This window comes from Microcoleus sp. Pol8_D6, assembly GCF_036700965.1.
Classification (GTDB): Bacteria; Cyanobacteriota; Cyanobacteriia; order Cyanobacteriales; family Microcoleaceae; genus Microcoleus.
The window spans coordinates 122,392-139,666 of sequence record NZ_JAUBPW010000007.1 but is presented as its reverse complement, the minus strand read 5'-3'; the positions used below and the strand labels follow the sequence as shown (position 1 = coordinate 139,666).

Annotated in this window: 20 protein-coding genes; 10 read left to right on the top strand and 10 right to left on the bottom strand. The window is 44.2% G+C overall.

Annotated features, from left to right (window positions below; translation table 11 throughout):
- The first annotated feature begins 161 nt into the window (after positions 1–161).
- Together QUA10_RS05195 and QUA10_RS05190 are read left to right on the top strand one after the other, a co-directional pair.
- Positions 162–527, top strand: coding sequence for an HNH endonuclease (locus tag QUA10_RS05195; protein WP_333085020.1), 366 nt, complete (start codon positions 162–164; stop codon positions 525–527).
- A 170-nt stretch (positions 528–697) separates the two neighbouring features.
- Complete coding sequence (locus QUA10_RS05190) at positions 698–1,930, top strand: hypothetical protein (protein WP_333085019.1); 1,233 nt, start codon at positions 698–700, stop codon at positions 1,928–1,930.
- A 14-nt stretch (positions 1,931–1,944) separates the two neighbouring features.
- On the opposite strand, the gene QUA10_RS05185 is transcribed toward QUA10_RS05190, so the two are convergent.
- The 4 genes from QUA10_RS05185 to QUA10_RS05170 all read right to left on the bottom strand — a co-directional run bounded on the left by QUA10_RS05185 (position 1,945) and on the right by QUA10_RS05170 (position 4,821).
- Entirely contained in the window at positions 1,945–2,244 is a 300-nt protein-coding gene (locus QUA10_RS05185) for a (2Fe-2S) ferredoxin domain-containing protein (RefSeq protein ID WP_333085018.1), read from the bottom strand.
- Positions 2,245–2,366: 122 nt separating this feature from the next.
- Positions 2,367–3,341, bottom strand: coding sequence for a cysteine synthase A (locus QUA10_RS05180; protein ID WP_333085017.1), 975 nt, complete (start codon positions 3,339–3,341; stop codon positions 2,367–2,369).
- A gap of 65 nt (positions 3,342–3,406) precedes the next feature.
- The gene (locus tag QUA10_RS05175; RefSeq protein WP_333086186.1) at positions 3,407–3,991 is read right to left on the bottom strand and encodes a Uma2 family endonuclease; all 585 of its coding nucleotides are present in this window, start codon (positions 3,989–3,991) and stop codon (positions 3,407–3,409) included.
- Between the two features lie 191 nt (positions 3,992–4,182).
- On the bottom strand, positions 4,183–4,821 hold the full coding sequence (locus tag QUA10_RS05170) for a peroxiredoxin (RefSeq protein WP_006632618.1): 639 nt from the start codon (positions 4,819–4,821) through the stop codon (positions 4,183–4,185).
- Positions 4,822–4,981: 160 nt separating this feature from the next.
- On the opposite strand from QUA10_RS05170, the gene QUA10_RS05165 reads away from it, so the two are divergent.
- The 4 genes from QUA10_RS05165 (at position 4,982) to QUA10_RS05150 (ending at position 7,766) form a co-directional block, all read left to right on the top strand.
- Positions 4,982–5,257: a hypothetical protein gene (locus QUA10_RS05165; protein WP_333085015.1), complete on the top strand. Its 276-nt coding sequence runs from the start codon at positions 4,982–4,984 to the stop codon at positions 5,255–5,257.
- Positions 5,258–5,352: 95 nt separating this feature from the next.
- Positions 5,353–5,715 carry a cupin domain-containing protein gene (locus tag QUA10_RS05160; protein WP_333085014.1) on the top strand — a complete coding sequence of 121 codons (363 nt, stop codon included), beginning with the start codon at positions 5,353–5,355 and terminating at the stop codon, positions 5,713–5,715.
- A gap of 549 nt (positions 5,716–6,264) precedes the next feature.
- Positions 6,265–7,146, top strand: coding sequence for a ChaN family lipoprotein (locus QUA10_RS05155; RefSeq protein WP_333085013.1), 882 nt, complete (start codon positions 6,265–6,267; stop codon positions 7,144–7,146).
- Positions 7,147–7,184: 38 nt separating this feature from the next.
- Complete coding sequence (locus QUA10_RS05150) at positions 7,185–7,766, top strand: NAD(P)H-dependent oxidoreductase (protein ID WP_333085012.1); 582 nt, start codon at positions 7,185–7,187, stop codon at positions 7,764–7,766.
- Positions 7,767–7,843: 77 nt separating this feature from the next.
- Here the strand turns inward: QUA10_RS05150 and QUA10_RS05145 are convergent, their stop codons facing one another.
- Positions 7,844–8,467: a hypothetical protein gene (locus QUA10_RS05145; protein ID WP_333085011.1), complete on the bottom strand. Its 624-nt coding sequence runs from the start codon at positions 8,465–8,467 to the stop codon at positions 7,844–7,846.
- A gap of 90 nt (positions 8,468–8,557) precedes the next feature.
- On the opposite strand from QUA10_RS05145, the gene QUA10_RS05140 reads away from it, so the two are divergent.
- A complete protein-coding gene (locus QUA10_RS05140) occupies positions 8,558–9,028 on the top strand; it encodes a helix-turn-helix domain-containing protein (RefSeq protein ID WP_333085010.1) in 471 nt (156 codons plus the stop codon).
- A gap of 2 nt (positions 9,029–9,030) precedes the next feature.
- Positions 9,031–9,600, top strand: coding sequence for a PIN domain-containing protein (locus tag QUA10_RS05135; RefSeq protein ID WP_333085009.1), 570 nt, complete (start codon positions 9,031–9,033; stop codon positions 9,598–9,600).
- Positions 9,601–9,641: 41 nt separating this feature from the next.
- Here QUA10_RS05135 and QUA10_RS05130 read toward each other — a convergent pair whose 3' ends face one another.
- The 3 genes from QUA10_RS05130 to QUA10_RS05120 form a co-directional block, all read right to left on the bottom strand.
- Positions 9,642–9,959 (bottom strand): hypothetical protein, encoded by a 318-nt coding sequence (locus QUA10_RS05130; RefSeq protein ID WP_333085008.1) that lies wholly within the window; start codon positions 9,957–9,959, stop codon positions 9,642–9,644.
- A gap of 66 nt (positions 9,960–10,025) precedes the next feature.
- Positions 10,026–10,856: an inositol monophosphatase family protein gene (locus tag QUA10_RS05125; RefSeq protein WP_333085007.1), complete on the bottom strand. Its 831-nt coding sequence runs from the start codon at positions 10,854–10,856 to the stop codon at positions 10,026–10,028.
- Positions 10,857–10,971: 115 nt separating this feature from the next.
- Positions 10,972–12,405, bottom strand: a complete 1,434-nt coding sequence (locus QUA10_RS05120; protein ID WP_333085006.1) for a BCD family MFS transporter — start codon at positions 12,403–12,405, stop codon at positions 10,972–10,974.
- 143 nt (positions 12,406–12,548) lie between these two features.
- Between QUA10_RS05120 and QUA10_RS05115 the strand changes: the two genes are divergently transcribed.
- On the top strand, positions 12,549–13,493 hold the full coding sequence (locus tag QUA10_RS05115; protein WP_333085021.1) for an aldo/keto reductase: 945 nt from the start codon (positions 12,549–12,551) through the stop codon (positions 13,491–13,493).
- A gap of 70 nt (positions 13,494–13,563) precedes the next feature.
- Here QUA10_RS05115 and QUA10_RS05110 read toward each other — a convergent pair whose 3' ends face one another.
- Positions 13,564–13,695, bottom strand: coding sequence for a hypothetical protein (locus tag QUA10_RS05110; protein ID WP_333085005.1), 132 nt, complete (start codon positions 13,693–13,695; stop codon positions 13,564–13,566).
- 2 nt (positions 13,696–13,697) lie between these two features.
- On the opposite strand from QUA10_RS05110, the gene QUA10_RS05105 reads away from it, so the two are divergent.
- Positions 13,698–14,213 (top strand): isoprenylcysteine carboxylmethyltransferase family protein, encoded by a 516-nt coding sequence (locus QUA10_RS05105; RefSeq protein WP_333085004.1) that lies wholly within the window; start codon positions 13,698–13,700, stop codon positions 14,211–14,213.
- A 39-nt stretch (positions 14,214–14,252) separates the two neighbouring features.
- Here QUA10_RS05105 and QUA10_RS05100 read toward each other — a convergent pair whose 3' ends face one another.
- On the bottom strand, positions 14,253–17,153 hold the full coding sequence (locus QUA10_RS05100) for a tetratricopeptide repeat protein (RefSeq protein ID WP_333085003.1): 2,901 nt from the start codon (positions 17,151–17,153) through the stop codon (positions 14,253–14,255).
- Positions 17,154–17,275 lie beyond the last annotated feature (122 nt).

Genomic DNA, 17,275 nt, shown 5'->3' with positions numbered 1-17,275 from the left:
TTTCTTGGTAATTTACTTTCATACAATCGTCCTTTTGCTAGAAGTGCTATTGTAGCATATTTTTGGAGAAGTGGTATAAATTCGAGTTCACGGTTCACTGTTGACTGTTGGCTGTTCACTGTCAACCGTCAACAGTCAACCGTCAACAGTCAACATCATGTATGAGTGTAACCGGAAATGATATCAAAGCCGATCGCGCTAAACTAAAAGTAGCAATTCCCCTATCCAACAGCATTGAGAAAATTATGCAGTGCGAATTGTGCGATCGACAAATGGAAGCATTAACCGCCCATCACCTCATCCCCAAACAAAACACCAAGCGGAAAAACGAAGATCCCAGCCCGACAATCGACATTTGCTCCGCTTGTCACCGCCAGATTCACTCTCTATTTGACAACAAACACCTCGCCCAAGAGCTCAACACCGTGGAAAAGCTCAAAAATGACCCTGAACTCCAGAAATTTCTCTCTTGGATTAAGAAACAAAAAACTGACAAACGCATCCAAGTACGCGGCAAAAAAGCTTGATCGTAGGGCCCGAATTCAGATATATAGTCCTGGCCGCAGTTACTGTCTGCCGCCCGCTTTCTTCATTAATTTTCGTTTCCTAAGCCAAAATTTTACATAGAAACCCGGTTTGTTTGCGTAAATCCTAGTATAGTGATTTACTTATTGGTAACAAGCTGCCAACAATTATCATGAACCTCACCTCCCTCGAACTTGCCAAAGACCGAGCGCGCATCTACAAAAACTACCTCCAAATGGAAATAGATGCCAAAGCTAACATAAACAAACTAGCTTTTTTAGACCGCGGCATTGAAAAATCTCCTTACCAACAACACATTAAAAACTATCCAGATTATCTCAAACAGAAACCCGACGGCTTAAAAGTAATTAGCTATATTCCCGGCCCCAATAATCCCCTCAAACTTATCCCCTTTCCCAGCCTAGGAGAACTACCTCAAATTAACTCTCAAGCTTTAAATTTTCTCCACGAAGACATCAAAGAAGCCTGCGTTTGCATTGGTACTTTTGTAGACGGCAAAATTCAGGCGCAGTGGCTGGGAAAAAACGCACTTACCAATGCTGAGCAGTGGAGTGCAACTAAAATTATCGCACTCCTTAATATTGTCAGTCAAGTAAATAGCAAATATCCCGACTGCGACATTGACAACTGCGTTGTTAGAGATGGAAACGGGCTAAAACACGATTTTTACTTTTACGATGTAGCAAAAGATATGATTAGCTATGCTTCACATATAGCAAGTTCAAACTCCTTAGCCGCGATGTTCAAACGCTTCGATACTCGCATAGGACTAGAGCAATGGCTGAAAAGCGCTACTGGCAATAATGACCTAATTTTTCGCGGCGATTACGGCGAAAATCCTTATCACAACAACCCCAAAATCTTCGATCTCACCAAAAAACAAGTGCTGCTAAGTGCCGCATTAAACAGCACAAAACAAAAAAATTCCGTATCTGCTTATGACTTAACCAGGCTAATTTCCATGTTAGGATGGCACTTCCATATCGAACAGCGATCGCGCATGAAAGCATCTCAGTGGAACAGCCTAGAAAGCATTGTCAGAGCAATGGGACACGACAGCGCTCGATATGTGGACGTAGCAATTAAAACTTTGGGGATGGATAGCCTTATCACTTCTCCAGTAATTATCTCAAAATTGGGTTACGGACTGAGCTCGATCCGGGGAACCCTAGAAACAGTTTATGTGGCTTTAGTGCGGTTTGTTGACGAACGGCCGAAGGCGGCGGGAAAGCCGGCAAAAGTCAGAACTTTAGCCATGAGTTTGCGGGCAGAAAAAGCTGTAGGCGGTTCCAGCAGTGTCGATCGCTTAGCGATCGAACAAGACGCCAGAGTCGCCGCCGAAGTCACCGAGATTCTCCGCCGATTGTTTGCCGAAGAATTTTAAAGGCGGGCGATCGACTAATTAGAAAGTCGGTGAAACTTGCGGTAAAGCATCTTCTCTACCGGCTTTCCTCCCCGCAAATGTTGCTCAATTATTGCCGCAACTTCTTCAGGGCAAACGCCATTGTACCAAACCTCTTCTGGCAGCACCAACACCATCGGCCCGTTGCCACACTGTCCCAAACAACTACTAGCAACAACTTCAACTTCTGAGGGCGACAATTTCTGAAAAGCTGCCAGTACCTTTGCTGAATTTTGCTTGCGACAAGTGCGGTTTTGGCAAACAAGAACTTGCCTAGAAGATTCTGTGATTTTCATATTTTTTACTTGACAGTCTGCTACATATATGCTATTTTTTTATCATGGGAATAGGTGCGCGCATATACGCCCAGATTTGATATATGTCCAAATTTTAAGGTGCGCCGCAGCGCACCCTACGGTTAATCTGGTGACAAACCTTTGGAAGCCAACCATTGTCGATCGAACAAACGCGACTGATACCGAGCCCCGCCGTCGCAGAGTACCGTAACAATCGTATGTCCAGGCCCCATTTGCTTCGCTAAAGCCACCGCCGCCCCCACATTAATCCCCACAGAACCGCCCATAAACAGCCCTTCTTTCCTCAGCAGTTGGTAAATCACCCGGACAGCTTCAGTATCATCAATTTGAATGGCGTCGTCTACCGGGGCATTCTCCATATTTCCAGTCACGCGAGTGGTGCCAATTCCCTCAGTAATCGAACTACCTTCAGTCTTAATTTCCCCAGTTTTGAAATAACTGTAAAGCCCGCTGCCCATCGGGTCTGCCAAGACAATTCTCACAGCAGGATTTTTTTCTTTCAAAAACATTCCTACGCCGGCAAAAGTGCCGCCGGTACCCGTAGCTGTTACCCAAGCATCTATTTTGCCGTTTGTTTGTTCCCAAATTTCCGGGCCAGTTGTCTCGTAATGAGCTCGGCGATTGGCTAAATTGTCAAACTGATTTGCCCAGACTGCATTCTCCATTTCCGCAGCCAATCTTCCCGACAATTTGACATAATTATTCGGGTCTTTGTAAGGAACAGCGGGAACAGTCCGAACTTCAGCGCCCAAGGTTTTCAAAGCATCGATTTTTTCTTGAGATTGGTTATCGGGAATCACAATCAAACATTTGTAACCTTTAGCGTTGCAAATGTGGGCTAAACCGATGCCTGTATTGCCGGCAGTTCCTTCAACAACGGTGCCACCCGGTTTCAGCAAGCCTTTTTCTTCTGCGTCTTTGATGATGTATAAAGCGGCCCTATCTTTAACGGAACCGCCGGGATTTAGAAACTCTGCTTTGCCGAGAATTTCGCAGCCTGTTTCATCGCTGAAGCTGTTTAAGCGAATTAGTGGTGTGTTGCCGATTGTGCCTACAAAGCCGTTTTTAATATCCATATTTTTGGCGTGTGTGTATCCTATAATTAATTTTTACAATAAGTTGATATTTATTGCTAGCAGTTCTACCAAATCTTGCTCATATTGAGTATGAATCCGGGCAAAACGGGGTCGCCACTAACTGTCGCGGGATTCTCCAAACATTCCTCTGGCAAACCAGGACGGTAAATATAAACTCTGCGATTTTTGCGGTCAATTAACCAGCCTAACTGCACTCCGGGTTCTCTCATATATTCTTGCATTTTTTCTTGCAATGGCTTGAGATTGTCACAAGCAGACCTCAGTTCTACTACAAAATCCGGGCAAATCGGGGCAAACTTTTGCTTTTGTTCTGGTGACAAAGCATTCCATCTTTCCAATTTTATCCAAGCAGCATCCGGGGACTTTTCTGCACCAGTTGACAGAGTAAATCCTGTACTAGAAGTAAACGCTAAACCCGTACCATTTTGTTCTGCCCAAACCCACAGTGGCCCAAATATATTACCTTCTCGGTTTCCCGTCTCCGAACCAGTAGGAGGCATAATTAGCAATTCTCCCGATTTGTTGCGTTCAATGCGTAATTCACTATTGATTTGACAGAACTCGAAAAACTCGTCGTCTGTCATTTGCAATTTGGGCGGTATTCGCAACACAATTGTTGATGACAGCATTTTGCCTTTCCTCAAATCTAAAGTGTTTACACAAGATTGCACAATTTATTTGTTTGTAGTGAGGACTAAAATCCTCATTAGGATTAAGGATTAAAGTCCTGACTACAAACGAGTTTTAGGCGCGAATTATAGAGGTAAGGTGCGCTAGACGCACCCTAAATATTTAGGTTGTGCGTCCAGGAATGTTAAACCTATTTATTCGGCTGAGGAGTCATCCGCAAATAAGGCTTAATCGGCGTATAACCTTTAGGAAATTTCTCTTCCAACTCTTTCGGGTCGGTAATCGAAGGTACGATTACGCAATCGTCGCCGTCTTTCCAATCAACTGGAGTCGCAACGCTGTATTTGTCGGTAAGTTGCAAGGAATCAATTACTCGCAAAATTTCATTAAAATTGCGACCCGTGCTCGCCGGATAAGTAATGCTCAAACGCAATTTCTTTTCCGGGTCAATCACAAAAACTGTGCGGATTGTTAAGTTGTTCAGCGAGTTGGGATGGATCATGTCGTAAATGTCGGAGACTTTACGATCGCCATCTGCTAAAATTGGATAATTGAGGGTGACGTTTTGAGTTTCCTCAATATCTTTAATCCAGCCCATGTGAGAATCCACATCATCGACGCTGAGGGCAATGGTTTTGACGCCCCGTTTTTCAAATTCAGACTTTAGACGGGCCACTGCACCGAGTTCTGTGGTGCAAACTGGAGTATAGTCTTTCGGGTGAGAAAACAACACGACCCAGCTATCCCCAGCCCAGTCGTAGAAATTGATTTCGCCTTCAGACGAAGCTTGGGTAAAGTTGGGAACTGTATCGCCTAATCGCAGAGTCATAACTGATTTCCTCTAATTTTATTTAAGGACTGTTCCTTATCATGCCATAATTGCCCGGTTTCTCGATCGAGCTGTAAAGGATTCTAAACTTTTTGGTCGATCGATCGGCAATTCCACTACTGTAATGTATGTGTGGCTTCTAACGCTAAATTTTCTTGCTATGCTTTACTTTTTGCTTAAGGCAATACAGCCTGTTTTAGTCCCGCTGTGTTTTGTCTCCGCCTGGGGTTTAGTTTTTTTGCTCTTTTCAAGTATCGGGCGTACAGTCGCCGACTCCCTGCGTCGAGCTCAGCGGATGCACCAAATCCCTTGTGCTAACTGCGTATTTTTCACCGGCGACTACCACCTCAAGTGTCCCGTTCAGCCTACAATAGCTTTATCTGAAGATGCGATCGACTGTCCTGATTATCGATCGCATTCAGGAACTTACCGTTAAAAAATCCGGCCGCCGCTTTACATATTTCTTAACAACTCTGGCTCTTTCAATTAAACTTAAGTTGTGGTAAAGAGATTTTCAGGAGTGTCGAAAGAATGCTAATTCAAAAGCTAAATGCCTGCGACGAGTTTATTGCTGGCGACGGTACTCAACTGCGAGAATTACTGCATCCAGACAAACAAGCTGTGGATTTGCGTTACAGTTTAGCCCACGCCGCTTTGCCACCGGGACAAACTTCTGCGCTGCACTCCCTGACAACTTCTGAAGTTTATTACATCCTCAGCGGCGTTGGGGAAATGCACATCGACGACGAAAATCAATTCGTGGAAGCCGGAGATGCAGTTTACATTCCGCCAAACGCCAAGCAGTTTATTTACAACTGTGGCAGAGAGCCGCTAATATTTATTTGTATTGTCGATCCCGCGTGGCGAAAGGAAGACGAGACAATTTTCCCGTAATTTTCTAGTTTTTCTCCTCGTATACTCGTTACCAGGCTATGCCCGGTAACGCCTATCTAGAGGCTCTGCCTCTACTGAAAAAAACATCACAAGCCGAAAATCTCTTTTAACAACAACAGCACCCAGCCATATGTACCGAGTGATTTCCTCTTTTTTCAACTTCGATGTGGAGTTGCAATAATCCTCGGATTCAGTTGCATTGCTCCCCTCTAATTAGTTGAGGAAGTGTCAGCTTTGTTGGTGGGTGCTGCTATTGGTTTTTAATGAGACAGATGTGAGATTAAACAGCGTTTTTACTCCTTAGATTCTATTGTGAACTTCGCTGTGGTATCTAGACGTTGTATCTGTCAGAGAAGCTTTTTGTTCGCTTCATATTATTAATTTAGCACCTTCTTCTAGAAGTGCAAGTACCTGCAACTAAACTTTACATTTTTAGAAGTAAGGGCGGAGAATTATGAAGTTAAATTAAGCATTGAGGTTTCTAACTGCTCAGCTAAAATAGTAGAGTTCGGCTGTGCTTGCTGCTGCGAGAAACGGCATAATATTTGTATGAAAACAACCAAACTCATCAAACTGTGCGCCTTATCGATCGGCATCTTCCTGCTGTGTAGCAGTGTAGTGACAGCGCAAACTACGGCGAACCCTCAACCTGGGCCAACTTACACTAACCAAGAGATTCTGCAACAGTTGGTGAAGGCAAAAGTCGTGTATCTGGGAGAAACCCACGATAGCGTGGAAGACCACCAAGCTCAACTAAAGATTATCCGAGAAATGCAGCGGCAAAATCGGAAAATAGCGATCGCGATGGAAATGTTTCAGCGTCCCTTTCAAAGTGCGATCGACAACTACTTAGCAGGTAAACTGACTGAACAGCAATTAGTCGAGCAAACAGAGTACGATCGCAGATGGCGTTTTCCCTGGGAATCTTACGCCCCCATTTTGCGGTTTGCCAAAGAAAATCAACTACCCGTCCTCGCCTTAAATACACCCTCCGAAGTAACGAGAAAAGTTGCCAGTCAAGGTTTAGAAAGCCTCACAGCCGAGGAAAAAAAGCACATTCCCCCCCTATCGGAAATTCGCACCGACAACGCCGAATATCGGCAACTGCTGCTAGAAGTTTACCAGCAACACCAAAAGGCAGCACAGGGAAATAGTACGGCTTTTGAAAGATTCTTGCAAGCCCAAGTTTTGTGGGACGAAACTATGGCGGAAAAAATCGCCCAATTTGTCAAAGCAAACCCCGACTATCAAGTTGTGGTGTTGGCGGGGAAAGGACACATTATTTACGGTTACGGCATTCCCAGTCGCGTCGAGAGGCGTTTGGGAGTCGGGAATGTAAAAGTGCGATCGGTTTTACTCAATTCCATTGACAATCCTGTTTTGTCGGCAGATAGACCCATTGCTGACTTTGTTTGGAATCACTCGGAATAGTACAATTATACGCGGAAGCAATAATCAGGAAAAAATCAATGACAAACAGACCAAAAATTCTCGCATTTGCCGGGAGTACCCGCGAAGCATCCTACAACAAACTGCTGGTAAAAGTTGCGGCGGCTGGGGCTACGGCGGCGGGTGCAGAAGTTACTTATGTAGATTTGCGCGATTTGCCGCTGCCGCTATTTGACGAAGATTTAGAAGCAAAAGAGGGAATGCCAGAAAATGCGCGCAAATTGAAGGAATTGATGGTAGGGCATGACGGGTTTTTGATAGCTTCCCCTGAGTATAACAGTTCAATTACGCCTGTGTTGAAAAATGCGATCGATTGGGTATCGCGCCCCGCACCGGGTGAACCGGGATTGGTGGCATTTACTGGCAAAGTAGCGGTAATTATGAGTGCTTCCCCAGGCGGCCTCGGCGGTTTGCGGGGATTAGTGCATTTGCGATCGATCCTGGGGAATATTAACGTATTGGTGCTGCCGGATCAGAAAGCAATTCCCCAAGCTTTTGAAGTATTTAATGCTGACGGTACGATGAAAGATCCCAAACAGCAGGACGCTGTTGAGAATCTCGGTGCTAAGTTGTCTAATGTGCTGTCGAAATTAATCGCCTGAAGCAATAAATTCATTTTGCAGTTGGGACACAGCAATGTTGTGTCCCAATCCTAGTATTTGTTATTTCGCTGGCTGCATCAAGTGCGATTCATAGAATAAAAGCCTTGAAACGGCATTGTTAAAATGCCCAATATCCGACTAATTTCATTAACAAAAAAGTCTCGCTTGTCAATTAAAATTGTGCTGTTACTCAATTTAAGAAACTTCCAATCAGTACCCGTAGTAACAGCCCCATAAATGCTTTCAATTTGCTCTCCGCTGCGCTGATTAAATAATTGGGCGGCTACCATTTCTGCAATACACTGGCCTAAACCGGATTTAATACTTTCATTTTTAGCCTCTGTGAGAGTAATTACCGGGGCGCGAATTTCATAGGAATCCTTCGATGCAGTGAGAATATAATCGCAATACCCGTTTAAGCCCGCTTCTACATCTACATTGAATTCTGAACCAGAGAAAAAACCCACTTGAAAATTAAATTGCCGCCTGACTTCCAATAATATTGGAGCAATAATTAATTCAGCGCGAGCCTTTTCTGTATTGATTGCAGTAGCTAAAGACAGGTTTTCAGTTAAAGTAGTTTGCAAATAGGAACTTGGCTGTACCTCTGGGATATCACTAAACAAATCTAAAGGTTCTTCTACGGTTAAATTAAAAGATTCTCTAACTTTCGCTAAAGTTGTAAAGTCGCTGTATGCCACAGGTTAACCTCCTTGCTCGATTTTGGCGATCGCATTCTCAAATTGCTACAATTATAATTGATTGCCTGTTATTCTCACCCCCACATTAACATGACATTCACCGGAGATCCCGACTCAGCACCTGTTTTACCGACAGCCGAAGAAGCAGCGGTTGCCAAAACCAGTAGCCGCGCTTTAGAATCGCACTTGCAAAATCATCCGTCTGGCGAATCCCTCAAATTGATATTAAACGAAAAAGAGGGAGAAAAAATTGACATACCGGCCGCAGCGTTACCCCTGCTGTTAGCAATTTTGCAACAGACAAGCAGTGGCAATACTGTCAAGCTGATTCCAATTACTAAAGAACTTCATATTTATCAAGCAGCCGGCATCCTGGGAGTTTCAGATAAATATATGCGGGAGTTGCTGGATGCGGGAAAAATTCCTTACAAGACAGTCAGGAACAGTCGCCGGATACGCTACGAAGATTTAATGGACTATAAGAAACAAAGTTACGAAGAAAGCAGTAAAATTATGGATATGCTTGTAGCTGAATCAGAAGCACTCGGTTTGTACCATTAAACATGGCAATTTTAACTGTTGTTTACGATGCTAATGTTTTGTATTCGGCATCTCTTCGTGACTTGTTTGTACAGTTGGCAACTACCGACATAGTTGAGGCACGTTGGACTGAAGAAATTCACGACGAGTGGATGAGAAATGTACTTATAAACCGTCCCGATATAAGATTTGAACAGCTTGCCCGAACCAAAAGATTAATGAATGCAAGTGTTGAAAATTGCGTGGTGCAAGGCTATGAGACAATTATACAAGAGTTAGAGCTTCCCGATCCGGGCGATCGCCATGTCCTCGCTGCTGCAATTCACTCTCGTTCTAAGTTTATTATTACTTTCAATCTCAGAGATTTTCCTGAAGAAGCTTTTGCACCTTACGACATTTTAGCGCAGCATCCAGATGATTTTATTTTAGACTTGCTTGACCTCAACTGGCAAACAGTATGCAAAGCAGCCGAGAAACAAAGAATCAGGCTCAATAATCCGCCAAAAACGCCTGACGAGTATTTACAAACGCTGGTAGAATTGGGACTGCCGCACTCAGCAACTCGGATGCGAGAATTGTGCGATCGAGATTAGTGCATCGCCAACCGCAGACTTTTCCGAGTTTCTTGCAAAGTTTATTCTTGTATCTTCCCACAGGCTAACTCTTCGACATAGCCAATATACCACTCATCTACTTTTTCCCACACCGCAGTAAATCTATTTACTCTTGTGCCTCTACTTGAAAACAGGTATAATTTTATTTCCGAGAGATAATAGGTAGGGTAAACGTACCACAAATTGTACCGAAACCGCATCACCCGATCGACGTAAAATAAAACCACCCGATCGCAGATTGGCAGAAACAAACAAGGGTAGGCATACTTAAACCATCGGTCATCGGTCGGTATATTTCTTCCAAACAGCACGGCAGGCGTGGGAGACTCCTCCGTCACGCCTGCCCTGCAGTTTTATTTAATAATTGTTCGATTTCCTACGGGATTGCTTCACTCGCGCGTAAATTACCCCATTTTTTTCTTCTTCCAAGCCTCCACAAACGGCAAAAACACGGACACCAACTCCTGCCGATTCATCACCAAAGTCGGATAAGAAATCCTGCCGTAATTCTTCCCCACTTCCAGCGGAAAAATAGCCGGGGATTCCAGCGGCAACCAAACCGCACCAGCAGCCTTCACAATTACCCAACTCCCCGCAATATCCCAAATTTTCGGAGTTGCTTCCACCCCTCCCATGGCCACACCCGAAGCCACAGTCAAAAAATTGTAACTAGCCATGCCCAACATCCGAACTTTACTCGGAAGATGAGGTCCGATTCCCACACTCCGCGAACACAAATTAAAAAAATGATTGCCGCTCATTTTATCAGCAGTCGGCCGAATTTGCTGCCCGTTTAAAAACGCACCTTGAGGCATATTGTCAAACACGCCGCCCGCAAAATCAGGTGCATAAAAACCGTGAAAAGACTGATTAATTGGCGGCAAATGTACGCAGCCAAAAACCGGAGTTCCGCGATACAACAAACCCAAAGAAATACCCCAAATTGGAATTCCCCTAGCAAAATTAGTGGTAGCATCCAAAGGATCGACAACCCAACACCATTCAGTATCGGGGAAAACGTGTTCGCCCTCCTCACTTAAAATCCCGTGACTAGGAAAAGCAGATGCGATCGCACTTCTAATCTCCGCATCCGCCCAATTATCGGATTTAGTCACCAAACTCCCGTCATCCTTTTCATCCGCTTGCGCGGAACCGAAATCTTGCAACAACTGCTGTCCGACTCTCTCGACAGTAACCCGTGCAAAACTTAAAATAGAATCCCAAAAATTAGTCATTAGTTATTCGTTATTAGTTATTGGTTATTGATTATTGGAACTAACAACTGCCACAGCCCAACTGACGACTGACACCTGCTTTCCTGTCAACTGCCACAGGCTAACTGACAAAACCTTAGTCTAATTCATTTTCAAGAATAGTGGCGATCGCACTTTTAGCATTATCCTGAAACTCCCGAACATCCACCCTACCCAACAACCAAACAGCCAGAATCATACCCGCAGCCGGCACAGCAAAAACTAACCCGTAAGCCAACATCGGCACCCCAAACAAACTCCTGCCCAAATCCAAAATAGCACCGCCACTAATCGTCGCCACACCCCGCGCCATTGCTTGCGACAAACCCCAAGCGCCAATAAAAGTGCCCGCAGTTTCTGCAGCAGTCAAATCCAACATCAAACTCAGTGCACCCGTCGTCGTAATTCCCGAAGCTAAACCAAACAACATTAAAGCCGACTTAAACACAATTGGATTACCCGTAAATCCCGATAAAATAATCAAACCTAAACAAGTCGCCACTGAGAAACAGCCCAACCTAATCGTATTTTGTTTGCCGATGCGCGGTACAATAAAAAAACCAGTAGTACCCAAACCGATCAGAGTACCAGTACCGTAAATAGCATTCAACCGAGTAGTTTCCGAAATCGGCATCTTAAAAATTTCCCCGCCGTAAGGTTCCAAAACCGCATCCTGCATAAACAAGCAAATTGTCATAATCAGCAGGAAAGTAAAAAATAAACCGGTTTGGCGGCTAGCAGTCAAAATCCGCAGCGCACTTCCCAGAGTAATTTTATCTTCTCGATTCACTGCGCTCGATCGCACCCCGTACCGCGAATACTTTTTCTCAACCCCAAAAGTCGCAATCCCCACCAAAAATAAAACCAGCGCCGGCACCTTCACAAACAAACCGTTAATCGAAGCCTGCAATACTTCCCGTGGCACATCCCCATCAATTTGCTTCAGCAAACCGCTGCTAACAATCGCCCCGATAATAATACCAACCATCAGCATCGACCACACCACACCCACCAACTTCGATCGATCCTCCTCATCCGAAACATCCACCAACAAAGCAGCAAAAGGAGTCGAACTCGAACAAATAGCAATACCGTAAAGCGCAAAAATCAAACCTAACAAACCCACCCAACCGTAAGTAGCAGTCGTCCACCCCACAGTCTCCAAACTGCCACCCAAGCCCCACATCACCTGTACCGCCAAAAAAGCAGAAATCACAAACAAAACGCTTCCTACCCACACATAACCCGTGCGGTGATGGCCAAACAAAGGCTTAGCATCAGACATTTGCCCAAACCACACCCTAGCCGGGGCGACAAACTGGTGCATCGCCAGCGTACCCGCCACCACAGTAGCCGGAATCGCCAACTCCTTAATCATGACGCGATTGAGCACGCCCAGCGTCAAAATCGACATCATGCCCAACCCCATCTGAAACAAACCCAACCGGAACATAGTCAGCAGGTTAACCCTCTTGATAGCAGGAGTGGCAGAATCTGTTAATCTTGAATCTGGTAAATCGTCGATCGGCATAACTATTCAAATAAACACAGCATGACTCATTTATAGTAACTGAGATACCCGCCACCAGCCGCCATTCCTCCCCAGGCTAGAAGCTCGATCGCGACTATTTATAGAAAAATAATAGACAATAAAGAATTGTGGATTTACCAACAGTGACAACCATTACCCTAGGACAAAATGGCCCAGCCGTCATTCCCCTGTGCGTCGGAACTTGGGCTTGGGGCGACAAACTATTTTGGAACTACGGCAGCAACTACGGCGCCGCCGAAGTCGAAGCAGCATTCAAAACATCCCTAGACAGCGGAGTCAACTTTTTCGACACAGCCGAAGTCTACGGTAACGGCTTGTCAGAAGAATTGCTGGGGCAGTTTCTCAAAAAAACCACCCAACCCGTGCAAATAGCCACCAAATTCGGCCCCGTACCTTGGCGGATTACAGGAAAATCAGTTTCCGACGCTTTGAGTGCCAGCTTAAAACGCTTGCAAGTAGAACAAATAGCCCTCTACCAAGTGCACTGGCCCTTCACTTTTTTGCTGAGTCAAGAAACCCTAATGAACGCCTTAGCCGAGGAAGTCAAACAAGGCAGAATTCAAGCAGTAGGAGTCAGCAACTATTCAGTAGAACAGATGCGGCAAGCCCACAAAATACTAGCAGCAAGAGGCGTTCCCCTAGCAACAAATCAAGTCCGTTACTCCTTGCTGTCGCGGCAAGTAGAAAAACAAGGAATTGTGAGTGCAGCCCGCGAATTGGGCGTCACAATTTTAGCTTACAGCCCCTTAGCCCAAGGATTGCTTACCGGCAAATACACAGCCCAAGAACCACCTACGGGAGCCCGCAAAATGGACTCCCGCTTCAGCAAAAGCGGCCTCGAAAAAATTGAATTAGTCATGTCTACCCTGCGGAAAATGGGCAGAAAGCGCGATCGTACACCCGCCCAAGTTGCCCTAAACTGGTTGATATGCCAAAACGGAGTCATCCCCATTCCCGGCGCCAAAACAGCCAAACAAGCCCAAGAAAATGCAGGCGCGTTAGGCTGGAATTTGAGCCAAGATGAAGTCAATCAATTAGAATTAATGACACGTCCTTGGCGAGAATAAATTTGTTAATTGTTGACGGTTGACGGTTGACTGTTCGCCGTAGGTTGGGTTTTACTTCACTCTACCCAATCTACAGTTCACTTTCTTCTCCCCTCTTCCCTCTTCCTTCTCCCTCTTCCCTCTTCCCTCTTCCCTCTTCCTTCCTCCCTTCTTCCTTCTTCCTTCTTCCTTCTTCCTTCTTCCTTCTTCCTTCTTCCTTCAATTATGAAAATCTTAACTGACTGGGGTTTCACGCGCGAAGGCTGGCGCAACAACAGCCGCGGCGAATATTTAGTTTTGCTTCAAGGAGGATTGCTCACAGGATTTGTAATCTTACCAGTTTATCAACTTCCAGGATTAAAAATTCAATCAACTCACTTACTTTATATTATCTGGTTTATGGCCAGTATTCTCGGCTTAACCGGATTAATTTTCATCATCAAAGGATTGATAGACTTAGGCAAAAACCTCACACCTTTACCATATCCCAGAGAAGACGGAGAATTAGTCCAAACAGGCATTTACGGAATAGTGCGGCATCCATTATACAGCGGCTTAATTTTAGCAGCCCTCGGCTGGACACTTTTTCAAATGAGCATATCCCACTTAATAGCCAGCGCACTATTAATAATACTTTTCGAGATCAAAGCCAACCGAGAAGAAACCTGGTTAACCAAAAAATATCCAGACTATTCAGAGTACCGCCAGCGAGTAAAAAAACTAATTCCGGGCATTTATTAACAGTTCGATCTAAAAACCTCGCTGTCAACTGTCAACTATCTAAAGACCGTTACCAATTAGAATAAACGGTGCCCAGTAGTATGGATGATGCAAACGACTGGCCACTGACGGTTTCAAACCGCTGCGAGTTTGAGCTAAAATTGATAAATTGGCCGATCGACCGAACACCGAATCATCACCTGTAATTAAGGCAATTTGCGCTTTTTGCAAAGCTTCTGCCTTCTTATTTCCCGACAGCAACGCCGTATAAAAAGCTGTCATCAACGCTTGAGTGCCGCCATCATCTACTTTCCATAAAGAGGCGATCGCAGCTTTTGCCCCTGTTTCCTGTATCTGGTAGCCAAAACCTAAAATTTCTTCTCCATTACCTAGTTTACCACCTTTCCCCGTCTCGCAAGCACTCAATACTACCAAGTCTACATTTAGTAGGTTTAAAGTTTGAATATCGGGCAGGGTAATTACACCCCCATCACCTAGCAAAATAAACGAATCTTCTGGTTGTCCGGTAACAAACATAGCATGAGTTGCCAAATGAATAATGTTATAATCTGGCAAACGCGGAATCATTGTGGCACGATTGAATTCCAGATCGATTAATTTGGTAGTTCCCGGCACCATCGCAGCTAAATTTTCCACTTCCAGCCCCGCAAATTGCAAGCCAGAAAAAGCAAATCGAGTAGATCCGAGATCAAAACTATGACGACGCGCACCAAAAGCACCAGCTAAAATGCGAGGTTTAGCAGCAGTTTCTCCATTGAATTTTGTGAGGCTCGTAGCAGTAATATTATTAATGGCAAACCGCTGCCCCAACCATTGTTTACCATCATATAAAGCTGCTAGGGGAATGTAGCGCAACTGTCCGTCAGGAGCATAAATAATGCTTTTAGCTTGTGCTTCAGTCAGATCGTCTTCTAGGGGTTTGATTAACCAATTATAAAGTTTATTGGCTGGGATTGTGGCATCGGAGTTAGGATTTTCCAAAGCCATGCGAAATTCCAGAATTGCTTGATTGAGTTCTTGTTTTTTAACTGCTACAGTACGTCGGAATGGGGGAGAGTCAGCAGTTGTTATTACCAATTCTAAACGGTCTTCTAAAATTAAAGGCTGAATCAATACGGCTTTTTTTTCTAACCGCTGCAATATGTCCGATCGTATGTTATTGAGTTGAGCTAGATTCACAGTTTGTACTCTAGCATTAGGGCTGAGTTGTTGGATAATGGCAACAATTTCAGGAGAATTAATAAATTCGTTGAATGTGCCGCGCATTTCCTGCTGCATTTGCCTGAGATTGGCAATTTCTTGTTGCTGCTGGGATGTGCGGTTAGCTACGGGAATTTTTTCTAATTCAGCAAGCTTTCTGCCTAGTTGAATTTCTCTATTTAAAATTTCATTGTGCCTGTTGCGAATTTGCTGTTCTTGAGGAGTTAAGGGAATGCCTTGTGCCGTTTGTTCGTTTCCCCGAACGGAATGCAGGTAATCTTCTATTTCTTGAATTTTGAGTAAATCGAGGACTTGTTGTGCTTCTAAAACTCGGTCTTGTTGCAGTAATAGATCGGCGAGGCGGCGGTAGGTATCGGCGACTGTAGTAGTGTACGAGCGCTGTTGTTCGGCGGGGAGAGAGCGTAACTGGCTGCGAATTGATTCGGTAACGTTGACAGATTCTTTATAGAAAAATATGGCTAATTCTGGTTGATTTTGTTTGGAGATTACGTCAGCAATGTTTCTGAGAGTAATTCTTTCTCCAGGGCGATCGCCTACTTCTTTACGGATTGCTAAAGATTCCTGATATAATTGCAAAGCCTGGGAATATTGACCAATTCTTTGATGAACTGTACCTAAACTATCCAAAGTATCACCTAGATCCTTACGATTGCCAAGATTTTGGAAAATTGACAATGCTTGTTTGAGGACATCTATGGCTTGAGAATACTGACCTAACCGCTGGTAAACTACGCCTAAATTGTTAAGGTTATTTCCAAATCCTGTAATATCGTCAATCTCTTTACTAATAATTAAAGCTTGCTGATAAAAGTTTAATGCTTGGGCATACTGACCCATTTTCTCATAAACAAAACCAATGTTATGAAGAGTTGTTCCCATGCCTCGTTTATTATTTGTTGCTTGATAAGTAGCTAAAGCTTGTTGATATAAGTTTAGTGCTTCCGAGTATTGACCCAGTTCGCTATAGGTTGAACCAGTTAGATCGAGAATATGAGCTTTATAAGTAGGATTATTTAAATTTTCAAATATCGCTAACGCTTGCTGATAAAACTCTAAAGCACGAACATACTCTCCCAAATTTCCGTAAATTATTCCAAGACTGGCTAAGGCACTTCCTTCACCAGCTCGCTCTCTCTCTTCTCTACTAATAGTAAGAGCTTTTTGATAGAACTCTAAAGCACGGTAAGAATCCCCCATTTCTTGATAAACAGCACCAAGATGATTGAGAGTTTTACCAACTCCTGCTCGATCGTTAAACTCTTGACGAATAGCGAGAGCTTGCTGCAATACTTCTAACGCTGGTTGGTATTCGCCTAATAATCGATATACGTCTCCAAGATTGTTGAGAGTAGCTGCTTCCCCAGTACGATCGCCTAAATTTCGACGCACTTCTAATGCTTTTTGATAAAACTCTACTGCTTGATGATATTGATTGAGATAGTGGTAAACAACGCCTATTTTGTGAAGAACTTCCCCCTCACCTGGGCGATCGCCGATTTTTCTCCTAATCTCTAAAACTTGTTGGTAGGTTTCCAGTGCTTTTTGTAGCTCGCCGCTATTTAATTGCTCGTTCCCCTGTTGAAAAAGTCTATCTGCTTCAGTTTTAGTATTTTGGGCATTTTGTGCTTGTTCTGGCACTTCCAGCGCTAAAGCATTCGATTTTTGTAACAGGGGGGAGCCGAGCAAAAGCAGGTAGCAAAAAATAAAAGTTGATATCAAAGATAATTCCCTCACTTTTAGCTAACCCTAAACAAGTTTACCTCAATAGGTCATTGGCCTTAAGAACAAGAAATTCCTAACCTGTACGATCAGCTATATTACCTGGAGTGGGTGGTGTGAAA

What these genes read in the sequence shown, in the direction of transcription:
- QUA10_RS05175 (WP_333086186.1), bottom strand. Translation starts at nt 3,991, where the DNA reads ATGCTGTCATCAACAATTGTGTTGCGAATACCGCCCAAATTGCAAATG.
- QUA10_RS05120 (WP_333085006.1), bottom strand. Translation starts at nt 12,405, where the DNA reads ATGCCGATCGACGATTTACCAGATTCAAGATTAACAGATTCTGCCACT.
- QUA10_RS05185 (WP_333085018.1), bottom strand. Translation starts at nt 2,244, where the DNA reads ATGAAAATCACAGAATCTTCTAGGCAAGTTCTTGTTTGCCAAAACCGC.
- QUA10_RS05140 (WP_333085010.1), top strand. Translation starts at nt 8,558, where the DNA reads ATGACATTCACCGGAGATCCCGACTCAGCACCTGTTTTACCGACAGCC.
- QUA10_RS05170 (WP_006632618.1), bottom strand. Translation starts at nt 4,821, where the DNA reads ATGACTCTGCGATTAGGCGATACAGTTCCCAACTTTACCCAAGCTTCG.
- QUA10_RS05195 (WP_333085020.1), top strand. Translation starts at nt 162, where the DNA reads ATGAGTGTAACCGGAAATGATATCAAAGCCGATCGCGCTAAACTAAAA.
- QUA10_RS05180 (WP_333085017.1), bottom strand. Translation starts at nt 3,341, where the DNA reads ATGGATATTAAAAACGGCTTTGTAGGCACAATCGGCAACACACCACTA.
- QUA10_RS05105 (WP_333085004.1), top strand. Translation starts at nt 13,698, where the DNA reads ATGAAAATCTTAACTGACTGGGGTTTCACGCGCGAAGGCTGGCGCAAC.
- QUA10_RS05125 (WP_333085007.1), bottom strand. Translation starts at nt 10,856, where the DNA reads ATGACTAATTTTTGGGATTCTATTTTAAGTTTTGCACGGGTTACTGTC.
- QUA10_RS05165 (WP_333085015.1), top strand. Translation starts at nt 4,982, where the DNA reads ATGCTTTACTTTTTGCTTAAGGCAATACAGCCTGTTTTAGTCCCGCTG.
- QUA10_RS05155 (WP_333085013.1), top strand. Translation starts at nt 6,265, where the DNA reads ATGAAAACAACCAAACTCATCAAACTGTGCGCCTTATCGATCGGCATC.
- QUA10_RS05135 (WP_333085009.1), top strand. Translation starts at nt 9,031, where the DNA reads ATGGCAATTTTAACTGTTGTTTACGATGCTAATGTTTTGTATTCGGCA.
- QUA10_RS05160 (WP_333085014.1), top strand. Translation starts at nt 5,353, where the DNA reads ATGCTAATTCAAAAGCTAAATGCCTGCGACGAGTTTATTGCTGGCGAC.
- QUA10_RS05150 (WP_333085012.1), top strand. Translation starts at nt 7,185, where the DNA reads ATGACAAACAGACCAAAAATTCTCGCATTTGCCGGGAGTACCCGCGAA.
- QUA10_RS05190 (WP_333085019.1), top strand. Translation starts at nt 698, where the DNA reads ATGAACCTCACCTCCCTCGAACTTGCCAAAGACCGAGCGCGCATCTAC.